This window comes from Saccharospirillum sp. MSK14-1 (genome assembly GCF_003054965.1).
Classification (GTDB): Bacteria; Pseudomonadota; Gammaproteobacteria; order Pseudomonadales; family Natronospirillaceae; genus Saccharospirillum.
Window position 1 is genome coordinate 566,720 of record NZ_MIES01000033.1, and the last position, 16,095, is coordinate 582,814.

The 16,095-nt window shown below is 54.7% G+C and carries 13 protein-coding genes; 11 read left to right on the forward strand and 2 right to left on the reverse strand.

Features of this window, described 5'->3' with window-relative positions:
- Positions 1 to 104: 104 nt before the first annotated feature.
- The 11 genes from BGP77_RS11630 to BGP77_RS11675 all read left to right on the forward strand — a co-directional run bounded on the left by BGP77_RS11630 (position 105) and on the right by BGP77_RS11675 (position 12,927).
- Positions 105 to 1,025 carry a DMT family transporter gene (locus tag BGP77_RS11630; RefSeq protein ID WP_158269355.1) on the forward strand — a complete coding sequence of 307 codons (921 nt, stop codon included), beginning with the start codon at positions 105 to 107 and terminating at the stop codon, positions 1,023 to 1,025.
- 354 nt (positions 1,026 to 1,379) lie between these two features.
- The gene (locus tag BGP77_RS18065; protein WP_158269356.1) at positions 1,380 to 1,547 is read left to right on the forward strand and encodes a hypothetical protein; all 168 of its coding nucleotides are present in this window, start codon (positions 1,380 to 1,382) and stop codon (positions 1,545 to 1,547) included.
- Between the two features lie 383 nt (positions 1,548 to 1,930).
- Positions 1,931 to 3,031: a parallel beta-helix domain-containing protein gene (locus BGP77_RS11635; RefSeq protein ID WP_158269357.1), complete on the forward strand. Its 1,101-nt coding sequence runs from the start codon at positions 1,931 to 1,933 to the stop codon at positions 3,029 to 3,031.
- Between the two features lie 81 nt (positions 3,032 to 3,112).
- Complete coding sequence (locus BGP77_RS11640) at positions 3,113 to 3,583, forward strand: DUF962 domain-containing protein (protein WP_108164901.1); 471 nt, start codon at positions 3,113 to 3,115, stop codon at positions 3,581 to 3,583.
- A gap of 96 nt (positions 3,584 to 3,679) precedes the next feature.
- Entirely contained in the window at positions 3,680 to 4,309 is a 630-nt protein-coding gene (locus tag BGP77_RS11645; protein ID WP_108164902.1) for a methyltransferase, read from the forward strand.
- 130 nt (positions 4,310 to 4,439) lie between these two features.
- Positions 4,440 to 6,158 (forward strand): porin family protein, encoded by a 1,719-nt coding sequence (locus tag BGP77_RS11650; RefSeq protein ID WP_108164903.1) that lies wholly within the window; start codon positions 4,440 to 4,442, stop codon positions 6,156 to 6,158.
- Positions 6,159 to 6,285: 127 nt separating this feature from the next.
- Positions 6,286 to 7,068 carry a TSUP family transporter gene (locus tag BGP77_RS11655; RefSeq protein ID WP_233252350.1) on the forward strand — a complete coding sequence of 261 codons (783 nt, stop codon included), beginning with the start codon at positions 6,286 to 6,288 and terminating at the stop codon, positions 7,066 to 7,068.
- A gap of 534 nt (positions 7,069 to 7,602) precedes the next feature.
- Positions 7,603 to 8,781 (forward strand): N(2)-acetyl-L-2,4-diaminobutanoate deacetylase DoeB2, encoded by a 1,179-nt coding sequence (doeB2, locus tag BGP77_RS11660; RefSeq protein ID WP_233252351.1) that lies wholly within the window; start codon positions 7,603 to 7,605, stop codon positions 8,779 to 8,781.
- Positions 8,782 to 8,879: 98 nt separating this feature from the next.
- Positions 8,880 to 10,136, forward strand: a complete 1,257-nt coding sequence (locus tag BGP77_RS11665; RefSeq protein ID WP_158269419.1) for an aspartate aminotransferase family protein — start codon at positions 8,880 to 8,882, stop codon at positions 10,134 to 10,136.
- A 101-nt stretch (positions 10,137 to 10,237) separates the two neighbouring features.
- Positions 10,238 to 11,608 carry an NAD-dependent succinate-semialdehyde dehydrogenase gene (locus BGP77_RS11670; RefSeq protein ID WP_108164906.1) on the forward strand — a complete coding sequence of 457 codons (1,371 nt, stop codon included), beginning with the start codon at positions 10,238 to 10,240 and terminating at the stop codon, positions 11,606 to 11,608.
- A 95-nt stretch (positions 11,609 to 11,703) separates the two neighbouring features.
- Positions 11,704 to 12,927, forward strand: a complete 1,224-nt coding sequence (locus tag BGP77_RS11675) for a hypothetical protein (protein ID WP_108164907.1) — start codon at positions 11,704 to 11,706, stop codon at positions 12,925 to 12,927.
- A 23-nt stretch (positions 12,928 to 12,950) separates the two neighbouring features.
- Here the strand turns inward: BGP77_RS11675 and nirD are convergent, their stop codons facing one another.
- Together nirD and nirB are read right to left on the reverse strand one after the other, a co-directional pair.
- Entirely contained in the window at positions 12,951 to 13,301 is a 351-nt protein-coding gene (gene nirD, locus BGP77_RS11680) for a nitrite reductase small subunit NirD (RefSeq protein ID WP_108164908.1), read from the reverse strand.
- 10 nt (positions 13,302 to 13,311) lie between these two features.
- Positions 13,312 to 15,840, reverse strand: a complete 2,529-nt coding sequence (gene nirB / locus BGP77_RS11685) for a nitrite reductase large subunit NirB (RefSeq protein ID WP_108164909.1) — start codon at positions 15,838 to 15,840, stop codon at positions 13,312 to 13,314.
- Positions 15,841 to 16,095: the final 255 nt, after the last annotated feature.

Sequence of the window (16,095 nt, forward strand, 5' to 3'; positions counted from 1 at the left end):
TGGTGGTGTTTCCGGATGGGCCGTTAACCGCGGTGGATCTGAGCACGGCCGTCTGCGTTCTTATCCTTTCGAAAAGCCAAGCCCTGTCACCTCGGAGAAGTGTTGTGACAGGAACTCTGTATGTTTTATTGGCCTGCGTTCTGTGGGCACTCGATACCCTCATTCGCTACCCACTGCTAAGCGCTGGTTTAAGCAGTTTGCAGCTGGTGTTTTTAGAGCATGGCCTGTTGTTGCTGATGATGGTGGTCGTCAGCCGTGTTGCGGGGGTTCGGCTTTGGCCGTTTACCCGGCGCGATCTGTTGCCACTGTTAGTCATTGGCGGACTCGGTTCGGCATTGGGCACCGTGGCCTTTACTCAGGCCTTTAGCCTGATGAACCCGACGCTGGTCATTCTGTTGCAGAAACTGCAACCAATCGTCGCGGTCAGTCTGTCAGCCTGGGTGCTGGGCGAGCGCATCAGTCATGGGTTTTTGGCCTACCTGGCGGTCTGTCTGGCCGGCAGCCTGTTGTTGATGTGGGAAGACTTGTTGCCCTTTATTGGCGGTCAGGACTGGTTTTACCAGCCCGGGTTGCAGGCACGTCTGGCCGGTTACGGTTTGACGCTGTTGGCGGTGGTGAGCTGGGGTGCCAGTACCGTCTTCGGTAAACAACTGAGTCAGCGGGGTTATGGCACCAGCGCCTTAATGACCGGCCGTTTTGCCGTCGGCCTGCTGTGTTTACTGCCGTGGGTATTCGCCATTGCGCCGGATGCCTTGATGGTCACGGCGCCTCAACTGGGCTGGGTCGCGTTGATGGTGTCCATTTCCGGTTTGCTGGGCATGGCATTTTATTATCGCGGTCTGAAGCGCATAGCGTCGCGCCACAGTGCGTTGGCGGAAATGTGTTTTCCAGTGGCCGCCGGCATCGTTAACTGGGTGTTCCTCGGTTTTGCACTGACGCCGCTGCAGTGCCTGGGCGCCGTCTTGTTGGTGGGCGCGAGTTTGCTGGTGCACTGGCCACTACGAACACCGCAGCCTGCTGTTTAGTGGCTGGAATATTGATTAATTCTTCATCAATGAACGCAGAGTCATGGCATTGATTCGGCCGTTCAGTGAGTTTTAGTCAATAATGAGTCAAGTAAGACCGGTACTGCCGGAAGCACCGGTCTTACTGCGCTCAACAAGAACCTTGGTTACTGAATGGCCTAAAAAGTGTGATCGAATTCACGATTTATTGGCAATGAGCCACCATTGTGAAATTAAGGTCAATAATGTTTGTCTAATATTTGTGCAGATGTCTGTCGTCAACGGGACTAAAGTAGTAAGGGTACCCAATGATCAATAGTCATCTGACGGTGAGGGGTACAGCCATCAGAGCATTTATCCCAAGGTGAAACGGAAATGGAGAAGAAAGAACCCGCTAAAAAATCCTTCCTGGCGTTCCTCAGTGCAGTCAACAAGCATAAGTCACGTCGTCGCGGTAACTACAATACCTTGAGCCAGCTGGCGCGGCCGGAAGTGCGTGAGGAACTGACGTTTGCAGGCGTAGCGGTTCTCAGCGATAACTGATCGCTGGTGCTGTCGAAGGTAGATTGTCGGGCTCGGGACGCTTGGTGATCATTCGATAATCGACAGTTCTTCCCAAGGAATCCTGACTGAGCTGGATGCCTATATCCAAAGTATTCGGGCTCGGTGAGGATTTTATTTATTCAAAAACTCGACAGAGTAAGCCATCGATATCGAAGGACGCATTCGCGTCCTTTTTTCGTTAGACTGCCCGCCTTTTCTTATTCCCAGAAACATCTCGACTGCGTTGCCCGCTTATAGGAGAAGCTGTTTTGTCGTGTCTGCGCCTTGTTCGTATTGCCGTGTTGTTGTGTCTAACTGTCGTGTTCGCGGCATGCCAGGGTGACAATGACGTGCAGCCAACGCAGTCGCTTCAAGAGCGTTTAGTGCAACAGCTGGCTGCCGCAGAGTCGGGCGAACAGATTGATTTACCCGCCGGTCAGTTTCAGTTTGATGAAGCCATTAAGCTGACCGTTACTGGACTGACGCTGGCGGGTTCTGAGGATGGCGACACCGTTCTGTCGTTTGTTGGTCAGCAGACGGATGAGGCCAGCGTGCAATTGCTGGCCGATGGTATTTCGGTTCGTAACCTCCGTATTACGGACGCTCGCAATACCGGTATGCGTGTTGACGGTGTTCAGTCAGCCACCCTGAGCGCCGTGCAAGTGCAGTGGCAGGATGTCGATGCAGGCCCCCGAGGCATCGTGGTCAGTGACAGTCGGCGGGTGTTGCTCGATGACATCACCGTTCATGGTGCAACAGAGACGGGTATTTTGCTGCGCAGCAGTGCGGCTGTGGTGGTACGCCAGAGCCGGGTTAACGGCAGTTTGATGGGCATTGATGTGCGGAACTCACAGCACAGCGATCTGCACAGCAACGTCGTGGTCGATAACACCCAAGGCATTCGCATCATTAATGCACCGACCGAAACCCTGTCAGCCTACGCCATTCGTTTGTTCGATAACGATATTATGCGCAACAACAAAGACAATACCGCGGCCGAGGCATCGGAATTGGCTGAGCTGTGGCGCGGTATTGGAGTTCAGATTGCCGGTGGGGATGCGATTGAAGTCTACGGCAACCGGATGGCAGAAAACGATACCGCCGATATCTATGTGCGCACCGTCATGATCGATGACGCAACCCAACAGCCCTCGGTTCTCGATCCGTACCCGGAGTCTATCTACGTACACGACAACCAATATGGTGACAGTGGTATGCAACCGGACGGCTTTAAACTGAAGTGGCTGCGCTGGACCTTGTTCGGTTTTGGGGGGCGCTTGCCGCCGGTGATTTGGGATGGTCAGCTGGATCGGACCAAGCAGATCAACGATCTAACACCCATCCATTTACGGTTATGCGTCCCCGAAGATGAATCACCGGTTTTAAACCTGGACCAGGCGAATGGCTTTGCCAACCCGCAAGTTGAGCCAAATTGGCATCAATGCCGCCTGCCGAGTCTTCCGGGAGTGACCATTAACGGCTAATAGGCATTACCGTTTGAACGGTTCAAACGGTGGTGGCAGGATGGTTCAGTGCGATCTATAACGATAAAAAAGGATGGCGCTATGCTGAACAAATCCGTAGACCAATGGTTGTCCGAATACGGCGAAAGCCACCAAAACCGAATCAATAAACGCATCCACTGGATCTGTGTGCCGGTGATTTTGTGGTGCATTCTTGCGCTGTTGTGGCAAGTGCGCCTGGCCGATCATCCCTGGCTGAATGGGGCCAGTGTTTTCATCCTCTTTGGTGTCCTTTTTTACGCTCGATTGTCCTGGACCTTAACGTTGGGTATGGCCCTGGTGGCAGCCGTGTCGGTCGGGCTGATCCTGGCGTATCAATCGGCTGGGTTTGCCTTACCGCTTTGGGCATTTGCGCTTGGGTTGTTTGTATTGGCGTGGATCGGACAATTTGTCGGTCATAAAATTGAAGGTAAGAAACCCAGTTTCTTTCAGGACATTCAGTTTTTAATGGTTGGTCCAGCCTGGTTGTTGAGCTTTATCTATCGGCGTCTGGGCATTCCAGTGCACGGCTAATCCGGTCACAATACGTCGGTTATTAAGACAGCGGTTGGCGGCGCCGACCTCAACCGCTATGCTGCTGCTTTCGCGCCTAAACCAGCGGAGCAGTCCTTGCCCAAACAGCATATCGAAGCTCATGGTCTGACCTTTTTAAAGCCCGGTCACAAATCCGTTCGAGCCATTCGCGAAGAACACGGTGAAGCCAATATTCATGGCACCAAAGTCTGGGACTCCAGCTTTGTACTGATGGATTATCTGTTGCTTGATCCCATTCCCAGTCATCGGGTTGTCTTTGATATTGGCTGTGGCTGGGGACCCACGACGTTCTTTTTAAAGAAACACTTTCAGTCCAAAGTCATGTCGATCGACGCCGATAAAAGCGTCAAACCCTACCTGCATTTGCACGGCGAACTGAACGGTTTTAAACCGGTTTTCTGGCAGCGTAAATTGAATCAACTCAGTCGCGATGATTTGTCCATGGCCGATACCATCGTCGGTGGTGACATTTGTTTCTGGGACAGTCTGCGTGACGATTGGAAAAAACTGATTAAGCGTGCCGATAAAGCGGGTGTTCGTCAGGTTTTGATTGCTGACCCAGGCCGCCAACCTTTTTACGACCTGGCCGAGTGGGCGAAATCACGCTATGACGCCGAGTTGTGGGAGCACGACATCCGCAAGCCAATCAAAGCCAGCCGTTACGTATTAGAGGTGAACCTCAACCCGGACGAGGCGGGCGCCTAAACTTTCTGTCTTGGCGGGCGATAACCTTGGGGAGCCTGTGTACCGATGACACCGGCTGCTTCGTCAAGACAAAGGTTGAAACTCAATGCGTGCAAGCCGGATTCACAGATGGCACTTAGGCCATCGTGGGATGATCAATATACTCGCTGGGCTGGTGGTCAGTCTGGTGCCGGCGCATGCCGACGAACTGAGTCTGGACCTGGGTGCCGCCAGCAGTGACCACGCAACAGGCTGGGGCATCGCCGGTCACGGTCAGTGGATGTTCAATTCCTACCTTGGCCTCGATCTGGGCTATCGCTATCTCAGCGCTCTGGAATACGACTTCCAGGGCGACACGCTGCAAAGCACCTTCAGTCAGGCTGAAACCGGATTAATTCTGCAACAGGGCAACCTGGGTCCGCGCTTTCAGGTCATCGGCGGCCTGATTATGTCCACCGTCGGTGTGGAAAATAACCTGGGTGACTCGGTCATTGATCAGTTCACGCCTGGTTACCGCGTCGATGCCGATATTTCCGTGCCGGTGTTTGATCATTTGCGCGTCTTTGCTAATGGCGGTTATCAAGGTTTTTTCGATGGAGAGATCCCCGATCAATGGCGCTGGCGCTATGGCCTGCGTCTGACCTTCGGTACGCAGCCAACGCCGTTGGAAAGCCAGGCGATGGCAGAGCAAACGCGTGCGCAGTCGGGGGCTGAACCAGCGCCTGAAGAGCCGCCGGTGCAGATTGATCCCCAAGTGCCGCAATACATTCCGCGTCACAGCTCGCAATCGTTGCCGCCTATTATTGAATTGTCGCAGCTGTGCAAGTGCTATCCCGAAGGACCTTACACCTTGCAGCTCGGCGAGTTTTCGTCGATGTCACAGGCGGTTCGCGCTATGGAATACCGAGGCTTGCGCCAGTTTTTTAATACCGTGGCTTATGAGCGAGACCCGCAGGCGGTCTTCCTGGGACAGAACAGTCAGGGCGGCGCCGTCGGGTTTTATCTGGGTGAATATGCGTCTTTGGAAGCGACCGATCACTGGCGCCGGCAGTTGCGTCGTTCCGGCATTCAGGCGCGCGTCAAACGTGTGGTTCCCGGCAGCGATGGACAGGCAATGGAGCAGCAAGCCTTTGCCACAGAAACCATTGAACGCAGCACCGAGCCGACCTACACACCGGAAGAAATTGCTCGCATGAATTCATTGCCGGGTCAGCGGCCACCCGCACCGGATGTGTCGGCCATGAATCAGGTGCCAGAGGACGCTAAGCCAGCGCCGGATCGTGAGGCGATGAACAGCGTCGAACCCAAGCCCGTGCCGATGATGACCGACACCTTGGTGGTGGGCCCGGTCAGCGCCGAGCGCGTCGAAGCCTGGCTTGCCGACCCAGAGTTCAGAACGCCGGTGTTGAGCCCTGCGAATACTACCTTGCCTGGCCGTCATCGCCTGGTGTGGAACGCAGCGCAAAATCAGGGCTGGCTCTATCTCGACGGTTTTTCCAACCCGGCTCAACTCGATCGCTGGCGCGCTTGGTTGGAAAGTCGCGAACTCGACGCTCAGCATCGTGACAATCCGCGTCTGCCGGTGGGTGACATTTACGTCTATACCCTGGGTAAAACGCCAGACGCTTACAGCTTGTCGCTGGATAACGAAACCACTGCCGATGCGGTTCTGGCCAGACTGGTCTCGCCTGAAGTGCTGTGGTTTCAAGCGTATCAATCGATTAACGATCGCCCGCTGGAACTGGTGGTCAACTGGTCCGATAACGATCAAAACTATCAGTTATTGGCGACCGGTTTTGATGACGAAGCCGATGCGCGTCGCGCTTGGCAAAGTCTGAGCAGTGTCGGTGTGATGCCATCGCTGGAATAACCCACATAACGCTCAATAGTGATGTTAAAAAGCGCTGCATTCGTGGCGCTTTTTTTATGGGCGGTTGAGTGCCTTATCGCTTTTTGCTCAGGCACAATAGCGGGCTTGTTGATTGCTGGAGACCGTCGTGGTCGAAGTGGATTGGTCCGTTTCCCTGTTATTGATTTTTTTCTGTGTTGCCTTTGTGGCTGGTTGGGTGGATACGCTCGCCGGCGGTGGCGGTTTAATTGCTTTGCCCGCCTTATTATTGGCCGGTGTTCCGCCGGTGAACGCCTTGGCTACGAATAAAAGCCAGGGTGTGGTTGGCACCTTAACATCAACGTTAACGCTCTTTTTTAAAGGTCATCTGCGTGGTCGGCATCTATTGTGGTTGATGGTAATGGCGGCCATTGGTTCGGCACTTGGAACCTGGCTGGTCCAGCACATTAATACCGATTGGCTCAGTTGGTTTATTCCCGTCTTATTAATTCTGGTAGCGCTGTATTTTTTGCTTACGCCCAAACTGGGCGAAATGGAAGCTGAAGCTCGCATGAGTGAAAAACGCTGGGCCGGTTTTGTTGTGCCTTTGCTCGGGTTTTATGACGGAGTATTCGGGCCCGGAACCGGGTCGCTCTTTGCCGCCAGTGGCGTCGCCTTTCGCGGCCAAACGTTATTGACGGCGACCATCCGCGCTAAGTTGCTGAACTTCACCACCAATGTCACCTCCCTGGCCTTGTTTGCTGCCGGTGGTCAGGTGGTGTGGGTGATCGGTGGCGCCATGATGTTAGGGCAGGTGGCCGGCGCTTATATTGGCAGTCACACCATGTTAGCCGGGGGCGCGCGATTGATTCGGCCACTGGTTATCTCCATTTGTCTGTTGATGTCATTCAGTCAGATTGCCGATCACTTCGGTTGGCTGCCCTGGTCATAGTTGTTCGATAAATTGCACAATTTTGGCGCTGAGAGTTGATTCGATGCGCCAAAAGCGATGCTCAGGGGCGTAATTTTTAGGGACCTAACCATTATTCCCCTTAAAAATATTTCGTTCGGTTTACGGCATTTTTTCGAGATTTAAATTTGACGATCTCGATCTTTCAAAAAATCCGTCAAAGCGCGCGATAGCTGCGCTATACGATCAGTGATAGCCAAATCAGTAACTGCTAACCTATTGAAATATAAAGCTATTAATCGAATTTTTATGTAATTCCATAGGGTGTGGTTTGCCGCGCTTTGCCTGTCTTCTCGCGCCACTTTGCGCAAAAAAACAAAAAAAACTTGCAAGCCCTTGGTTAAAAAATCTAGGGTAGTTTGACCTTCGGCTTGGGTTATTACGAAAGCCTAATTATTCATGTTTGATTTTATAAACAGGTGAATGAAATCGGACGTACCAACGTCCAAAATATTGCAACGTCAGTCGGTCGATATTGTGCTCTCGAACCGGCTGTTCGATGAAAGGAAGTGCCCCGTGTCTCAGTCCGCTAAGACAAGCTGGAAAGCCCTGGTAAAAGACGCCGTCGAACTGCGTCGTGACCTGCATCGTCAGCCGGAGCTGACCTGGGCGGAGCAGCAAACCGCAGCGACCATTCGTGAACGTCTGACGCAATTGGACATCGAGTGGCGGGTCTGTGCGGAAACCGGCACGGTGGCAACCCTGAACCCGAAGGCGAAAGGTCGACATCTGGCGTTGCGCGCCGACATTGATGCCTTGCCCATTGTGGAAGACAGTGGCGTAGCCTGGTCGTCCGAAACCGAAGGCTGTATGCATGCTTGCGGTCACGATGGCCATACGGCGGCGCTGTTTGCTGCAGCCCGCTGGTTAAAACAGCACGAAGCCGATTTGCCCGGCCCGGTGACGTTACTGTTTCAACCGGCAGAAGAAGGGGGGCACGGTGCCAAGAAGATGATTGAAGAGGGTGCTCTGGAAGGGGTTGATGCCATTTTCGGTTGGCATAACTGGCCAGCCATCCCCTACGGTCAGGCGGTGTGCCCGGATGGCACCGTCATGGCGGGTAACGGCACGTTCCGCATCGAAGTCATTGGCCAAGGTGGCCACGCCAGTCAGCCGGAACTGTGTCGGGACCCGGTTTTGGCCGGCTCTGCGTTAATCGTGGCATTGCAGCAGGTGGTGGCGCGTCGCTTGCCGCCTCAGCAAGCGACCGTATTGAGTGTCACGTCCTTTGATGCCCGTTCGGGCGTGACGGTGATTCCTGATCGTGCGGTGCTTGAAGGCAGCTTTCGACTGGCAGATCCGAGCACTCGTGCGGTGCTGTCTGAGTTGATTGAGTCCGTCTCCCAATCCACCGCCGACGCCTATGGTGTGCGCTGTGAGGTCACGGTTTACCCGCGCTATGACGCTACCATCAATCACTCCAATGAGGCGGCTTTGTACCGCCAGGCGCTGCTTGACGAGTTTGGTGATCAAGCGCTGGCCACTCAGGTTGCCGTGCCAATCATGGCGTCCGAGGACTTCAGTTACTACCTTCAACATATCCCGGGTGCGTTCGCTCTGATTGGGTCGGACGATGGTGACGGGCACGACTGGCCTTGTCACAGCCCGAAGTACGATTTTAACGATGCGCTGATTGCCCATGTGGCGCGGGTCTATGCACGCTTGGTGGGTGCACCCTTACCGACCTCGAAATAATCAGGTCGCGCCACGAAAATTTTCAAACCGGATGCTGGCAAAACGAGTCTAACCAGCGTCGAATTTCACGGCTCAACAGAGGAGAGGCTGTTATGGATTTGAGCACATTTGAACAGTGGGAATCCGATGTACGCGGATACTGCCGTTTGTACCCAACGGTTTTTACATCGGCCTCTAACGCCCGGCAGGTGGATGAAAACGGCAAATCATACATCGACTTTTTTGCCGGTGCCGGGGTGTTGAATTTCGGTCACAACAACGAGCGCATGAAAGCGGCGCTGATTGAATTTATTCAAAACGACGGTGTCGCGCACAGCCTGGATATGCACACCACACCCAAGCGCGCCTTTATCGACAAGTTTGTTGAAACCGTGCTTAAGCCGCGTGGTATGAATCACAAACTGCAGTTTATGGGACCGACCGGAACCAACGCCGTTGAAGCGGCGCTGAAGCTGGCGCGTCGGGTCACCGGTCGCCGCAATATTGTCGCTTATGCCAATGGTTTCCACGGTATGACATTGGGCGCTTTGGCGTGCACCGCCAACGCGGCCTTCCGTAATGCAGCCGGTGTACCACTGGAAAACGTCATCCGCGAACCCTTCGGCGCTGAAAATGGTGATCCGTCTCTGGGCGTTGACCGGGTTGAAGAATTGCGCGCGCTCTTTGCCGATCCGTCCAGTGGACTGGAGGCGCCAGCCGCTTTCTTGATTGAACCCATTCAGGCAGAAGGGGGTGTGCATGTTGCCACTCGCGAATGGCTGCAAGCGGTGCAAAAACTGGCGAAAGATCTGGGTGCGCTGGTGATTCTGGATGACATCCAGGCGGGCTGTGGTCGCACCGGTAATTACTTCAGTTTCGATGGTCTGGGTCTGGATCCGGACATCATTACTCTGGCCAAAGGCATCGGCGGTTTTGGTACTCCACTGGCGATGAACCTGGTGAAGCCCGAGCACGACAAACACTGGAACCCGGGTGAACATACCGGCACGTTCCGCGGTCAGGGTTTCTCCTTTGTGGCCGGTGTCGAAGCGCTGAAATATTTCGACGACGATGCGCTGATGAAAGACGTCGCTCGCAAAGGCGCGCAGATGAAAGAACATCTGGAAAGCATTGCCAGCGGTTTTAACGGCGTGAGCGTCCGCGGCAAAGGCATGATGCAAGGCATCGATCTCGGTGACGGTGCTAAAGCCAAGACGGTTGCACAGCAATGCTTTGAAAGCGGTCTGCTGTTGGGTACCTGCGGTTCCGGTGGTCGAGTGCTGAAGCTGATTCCGCCACTGACCATTCCCGATGCCGACTTAAGCGAAGGCCTGGGCATTTTGGAAACCACCATCAAGTCGGTGATGAACGCCTGATACCAAACGAGGATGGCTGGCGGTTGCCAGCCATTGGTTTTGGCAACTTTATCGTCTCCAACACAGTGGCTGCGGCCACTGTTTTAGTAAGAGGACTCAGCATGCTGACAGCAATTGATCCCAGCAACGGCGAAACCCTGCATGAATTTGCACCCGCCAGTGCCGAGCAGGTGGAACGCATTCTGGCGGACGGCGAAACGGCCTATCGAGATTGGCGCCAGACGAGTTTTGCACAACGCGCCGAGGTATTGCGTAAGGCTGCCAACGTCATGCGTGACGACGTTGACCGGCTCGCCATTCTAATGACGGAAGAAATGGGCAAACCCATTAAAGAAGCCCGTGGCGAAGTGGAAAAAGCCGCCTGGTGTGCTGAGCATTACGCCGAACACGCCGAGCAATATCTCGCCACCGAAACGCTCGCTTCTGATGCGCATCATTCCTACGTGAGCTATGAACCTCTGGGTGTGATTCTCGGCATTCTGCCGTGGAATGCGCCGTTCTGGCTGGCGTTTCGTTATTGCGCTCCAACGCTGATGGCCGGCAATGTGTGTGTGATGAAACACGATCCCCACGTCCCGGCTTGCGCGCAAGCCATTGCCGATGTTTTTGTGCGCGCCGGTGCACCCCAGAACATTTTCCTGAATCTGCCATTGGAAACGCCGGCGGTAGAAGCCGTGATTCGCGATCCCCGTGTTCAGGCCGTGTCGTTTACCGGTTCTGAAAAAGGGGGCGCTGCTGTGGCATCCATCGCCGCTTCGGAAATCAAACACTCGGTGCTGGAACTGGGTGGCTCAGACCCGGCCATCGTCTTGGCCGATGCCGACCTGGAAACCGCGGCCGATACATTGACCTTGTCGCGCATCATCAACGCGGGTCAAAGCTGCATTGCTGCCAAGCGCATCATCGTTGAGGCGCCGGTGTACGACCAGATGGTTGAACTGCTGACCGAGCGTCTGGCCAAACTCAAGCTGGGCGATCCGCGCGAAGAGAGCACTGACATCGGCCCCATCGCCCGGGCTGATTTACGCGACAACCTGCACCGTCAGGTCAACGACACGCTTTCTGCGGGTGCTCGCTGTGTGCTCGGGGGTGAACTGCCGTCCGGTCCGGGTTTTTATTATCCGGTGACACTGCTGACCAATGTGACTGAATCGATGTGTGGTGCGCGCGAAGAGACTTTTGGTCCGGTTGCGGTGGTGATGAAAGCGCAAGACGAAGCCGACGCCATTCGTATTGCCAACAACACGCCTTACGGTCTGGCTGCCGCGGTTTGGAGTGATGCCAAGCGCGGTGAAGCCATTGCCGCTCAACTGGAAACCGGCCAGGTGGCGGTGAACGGCATCGTTAAAACCGACCCGCGTCTGCCCAGCGGTGGAATAAAGCGTTCGGGCATGGGTCGGGAGCTGGGTCCGCATGGCATTCGCGAGTTTGTGAATGCCAAACAGGTGTGGGTGGGACCCAAGCAAGGTTAACGATCACTGTTTAAATCGGCGATTCTTAGGTCAGCCAACGAGCAGATGAGTATTCCTCGACTATACTGTGAGGAACCACTGTTTGGAGGCTGGCCATGCGAATTGCCACCGCTTTCCTCCTGGCTGTGATGATCAACAGTGCGTTGGCGCAAACCACAACAACGATGCGCCTGGGCACCAACATCATGCCGCCCTACACTGATATCACCGACGATCGCCAATTGATGGGCGAGGCAACGGCGACGTTGAACTGTGTGTTTGATGCGCTGCCCGACTATCGATACGAAACCTCGATTGCGCCTTGGCCGCGAGTGGTCCGATTAGCCGATCAGGGCAACATCGATGGCTGGTTCTTATACGTTAAAAACGCCAGCAGTGACCGCTTTGCGGAGCTGTCGGAGCCGCTGCAATTAGAAACCTGGTACTGGTACAGCCACCAGCCGATTGGTAACGCACGGCTGGAGGATTTTCGTGATCAAAGCATCTTGGTTTTAAGCGGGACCTATCAGAAACTCTGGCTGGAAGCGCGCGGTTTTAAACAGTTTTTGACCGTTCAGAGTAACGACAGTTTGGTGCGCGCCTTTTTGGCGCGGCGAGCCGATCATCTGTTGATCAGTGACTCAGTGTTTGATGAAACGCTGTCCAACTTCAATGGTGATTTGGCGAATATTGAGCGTCGTTTTGTTGGCTATATTCAGCTTGGGTTGTACGTCACCGATTCCTTTATGGTGGACAATCCGGACTTTATGCAGCGTTTTAATGAGGCGGCGCACGCTTGCCGATCAACCAACCCTTTACTCACCGAAAATGACCGGCAACAGCTGGTGCAGCTGGCGGAACAGTTGGCACAGTGGCAAACGTCGGACTGGATGGTGCAAGCCTTACTGCGACAAAATCAGGCGCATCAATGGCTGACAACTGACGATATTGAACGCTTGGATCAGCAATGGCGCGATGAATTGCGTCAAGGGGGCGGCGAGTTGATGGATGCGGTTATGGAGTCGGAATTGTCCATTCGACTTGCCTATATGCAGAGTCAACAAGACGGTGTGTTCAGTGAGGTATTTGTCACCGATCGTTTGGGCTTAAACGCGGGAGCCAGCGAACCCACCAGCGATTATTACCAGGGTGATGAGGCAATTTTTCAGCAACTAACCGGCCGCAATACCCGCTATCACATTGATGAACTGGAGTACGACGAATCCAGCCGAACCTTTCAGGTGAAAATCAGTGTGCCAATACGCGCAGCGAACGGTCGGTTGTTGGGTATTTTGGTTGCTGGCGTCGATGTTGAGCAGGCATTACGCGGTTTTAAGTAGGCTGTTTAATGGGTCAGTACCCTTTAAAGTGCGAGTGCAATTTCTACGTTATTGTTATTCAGGCGCGCAGGCCAGGTTTTCAGTTGCACCTCGGATGCTTCGAGGCATTGACCATCGGTTAGGCGAAAGTGTTGTTTGTAGATGGGCGATGCCACGACCCACTCGCCATGCAGGTCACCGATTAACCCACGAGCCAGCACATTGGCCTGGCTGAATGGGTCGTGATTGTCGATGGCATACACTCGATTTTCATCGGGCAAATAAAACAACGCAAGCTGCTGGTCTTCAAGGCGAGCGGCGACACCCGATTCTGCTACTAAATCGCCGCGTTGGCACAGTTGAACCCACTTCAGGTTTTGAGTTTGAACAGTCATTTTTAATGCCTCAGGCTGATGCAATTAAGCGGTTCTTTTCTTCATGGGTAGCCGGTCGGATTTGATCCCGTTCTTCGACGAAAAGAATGTTGTCGTCACCGGCCGGGCTGTTCACAAAGGTACGAAAACGCTTCAGCTTTTGTTCGTCTTCCAAGGTGGCTTTCCACTCGCATTGGTAAGTATCGACAATGCGCGCCATCTGCTGGTCGAGTTCCTCTCCCAGATTCAGGCAGTCGTTTAGAATGACGTCGGTTAAATAATCGAGACCGCCTTCGAGACTTTCCATCCAGCGGGCAGTGCGTTGCAGTCGGTCGGCGGTGCGTACGTAGAACATCAGCAGGCGATCGATGGTGCGAATCAGATGAACGTCATCGAGGTCGGTGGCGAATAAATCGGCGTGTCGCGGTTTCATGCCGCCATTACCGCAGACGTATAAATTCCAGCCGTTTTCAGTCGCAATCACGCCGATATCTTTGCTTTGCGCCTCGGCGCATTCTCGCGTGCAACCGGACACAGCGAATTTAATTTTGTGCGGTGCGCGCAAACCCTTGTAGCGGTTCTCGAGTAAGATCGCCATGCCAACCGAATCCTGCTGGCCGTAGCGACACCAGGTGCTGCCGACGCAGGATTTTACCGTTCGTAAGGCTTTGCCGTAGGCGTGACCGGTTTCAAAACCGGCGTCGATCAATCGCTGCCAGATTTCCGGAAGCTGATGCAGTTGTGCGCCAAAGAGGTCAATGCGCTGACCGCCGGTAATCTTGGTGTAGAGCCGATAATCTTTGGCCACCTGACCGATCACCAGCAGTTTATCGGGCGTGATTTCACCACCGGCAATGCGCGGCACAATGGAGTAGGTACCGTCTTTTTGCATGTTCGCCAGAAAGGTGTCGTTGGTGTCTTGCAGTTTCACGTGCGCGGCGTCGTGCACGCCTTCGTTCCAATGACTGGCGAGAATGGAGGCGACGGCCGGTTTGCAGATATCACAACCGTGACCGCGACCGTGCCGTCTGATCAGTTCATCGAAGGTTTTAATCTGTTCCACCTGCACCAGGTGATACAGCGCCTGACGGGTGTAGGAAAAGTGTTCACACAAGGAATGATCGACTTCAACACCGCGAGCTTCCAAGGTGGCATCGACCAGGTTTTTCAGCATCGCTGCGCAACCGCCACAACTGCTGCTGGCGCGTGTCTCGGCTTTGACCTCAGCAACGCTGCAACAGCCGCCGTCAATTGCCGTGACGATGCCGCCTTTGGTGACGTTCATGCACGAGCAGATGGTGGCCGAATCGGGCAGGGCATCGGGACCTAATGCCGGGGCGGCGCTGGCGCTGGGCAGAATCAGGCTGTCGGGTTCGGCCGGCAGCGCTATGTCGTTGAGGTAATACTGCAGCAGGCTGTCGTAAGCGCTGTTGTCGCCGACCAGAATGGCGCCGAGCAGACGTTTACCATCGGCGCTGGTAACGATTTTTTTGTACTGCTGCTTGGCTTCGTTGTGGTACCGAAAACTGAGGGTACCGGGCGTGGTGCCATGGGCATCCCCAATAGCACCAACGTCTACGCCCAGCAGTTTTAATTTAGTGCTCATATCGGCACCCAGAAAAGGACTGTCGCAGCCTTCCAGGTGCGCGGCCACGGTTTCGGCCATGCGATAACCGGGTGCGACCAGACCGAAAATGCGCTCATCCCAAAGCGCGACTTCGCCGATGGCGTAGATGTCGTTGTCCGACGTCCGGCCGTGGTTGTCGATGCATACGCCACCGCGTTCACCGACCTTTAATCCAGCCTGGCGCGCCAGTTCGTCACGTGGACGAATGCCGGCAGAGAACACCAGTACATCCGTTTCCAGTGGTTCGCCATCGGCAAAATGCAGGCGCAGGCGTCCATCGTTGAGCGTTTCAATTTGCTGCGTGGCGGTGTCAGTGTGTACCCGAACGCCGAGTGCTTCGATCTTGTCTTTCAACACCGTACCGGCAGTGGCGTCGAGCTGAACGGGCATCAGCCGGGGCGCAAATTCGATCACTTCAGTGGTCAGACCCAGCGATGTCAGCGCGTTGGCGGCTTCCAGACCGAGCAAACCGCCACCGATGACCACGCCGGTTTTGCCCTGATCGGCGGCGCTGCGAATGGCGTCCAGATCATCCAGGGTGCGATAGACAAAACAGCGCTCAGCATCGTGGCCGGGAATGGGCGGCACAAAAGGATAAGAACCGGTAGCGAGTACCAACTTGTCGTAACACAGCTCTTCGCCGTCGCTGAGTAAGACGGTGTGGGCGGCGCGGTCGATGCGTTCTACCCGCGTGCCCAGATGAGCGGCAATACCGGCCTGTTGATAGCCCTCGCTGGTTCCCAATGCCAGGTCGCTGTGGCTGCGGCCCTGAAAGTATTCCGACAGATGCACCCGGTCGTAAGCCGAATGGCGCTCCTCACCGATGATGTGGATGCGCCATTGGTCAGCACCATTCAATGCGCGGAAGGTGTCGACAAAATGGTGGCCGACCATACCGTTGCCGATGATGATAAGGTCCTTGCGCTGGCTCATTGCTGTCTCCTCCGTCGCTGCGTGACATTTCTTAGGCGCAAAAAAAAGACGCTCTTGGGGAATCCCCAAGAGCGCCAATGCTCGATACGCAAATCACAGTGTAAGGCCATTACAGCCCGCCTCTGATCAATTCAGCGGCGTTCTGCCATGACTGATTTCTATAAAGCGAAGGCTGTGCCAACTTTTTAAAACCGCCTGAACACGGGCTTTGCGGCGATTTTGACGGTTAACACTGGTCGGTTTATCGGTCGGTTG

Coding starts and splice junctions, on each gene's coding strand:
- nirD (WP_108164908.1), bottom strand. CDS start 13,301: ATGACTGTTCAAACTCAAAACCTGAAGTGGGTTCAACTGTGCCAACGC.
- BGP77_RS11670 (WP_108164906.1), top strand. CDS start 10,238: ATGCTGACAGCAATTGATCCCAGCAACGGCGAAACCCTGCATGAATTT.
- nirB (WP_108164909.1), bottom strand. CDS start 15,840: ATGAGCCAGCGCAAGGACCTTATCATCATCGGCAACGGTATGGTCGGC.
- BGP77_RS11675 (WP_108164907.1), top strand. CDS start 11,704: ATGCGAATTGCCACCGCTTTCCTCCTGGCTGTGATGATCAACAGTGCG.
- BGP77_RS18065 (WP_158269356.1), top strand. CDS start 1,380: ATGGAGAAGAAAGAACCCGCTAAAAAATCCTTCCTGGCGTTCCTCAGT.
- BGP77_RS11640 (WP_108164901.1), top strand. CDS start 3,113: ATGCTGAACAAATCCGTAGACCAATGGTTGTCCGAATACGGCGAAAGC.
- BGP77_RS11650 (WP_108164903.1), top strand. CDS start 4,440: ATGATCAATATACTCGCTGGGCTGGTGGTCAGTCTGGTGCCGGCGCAT.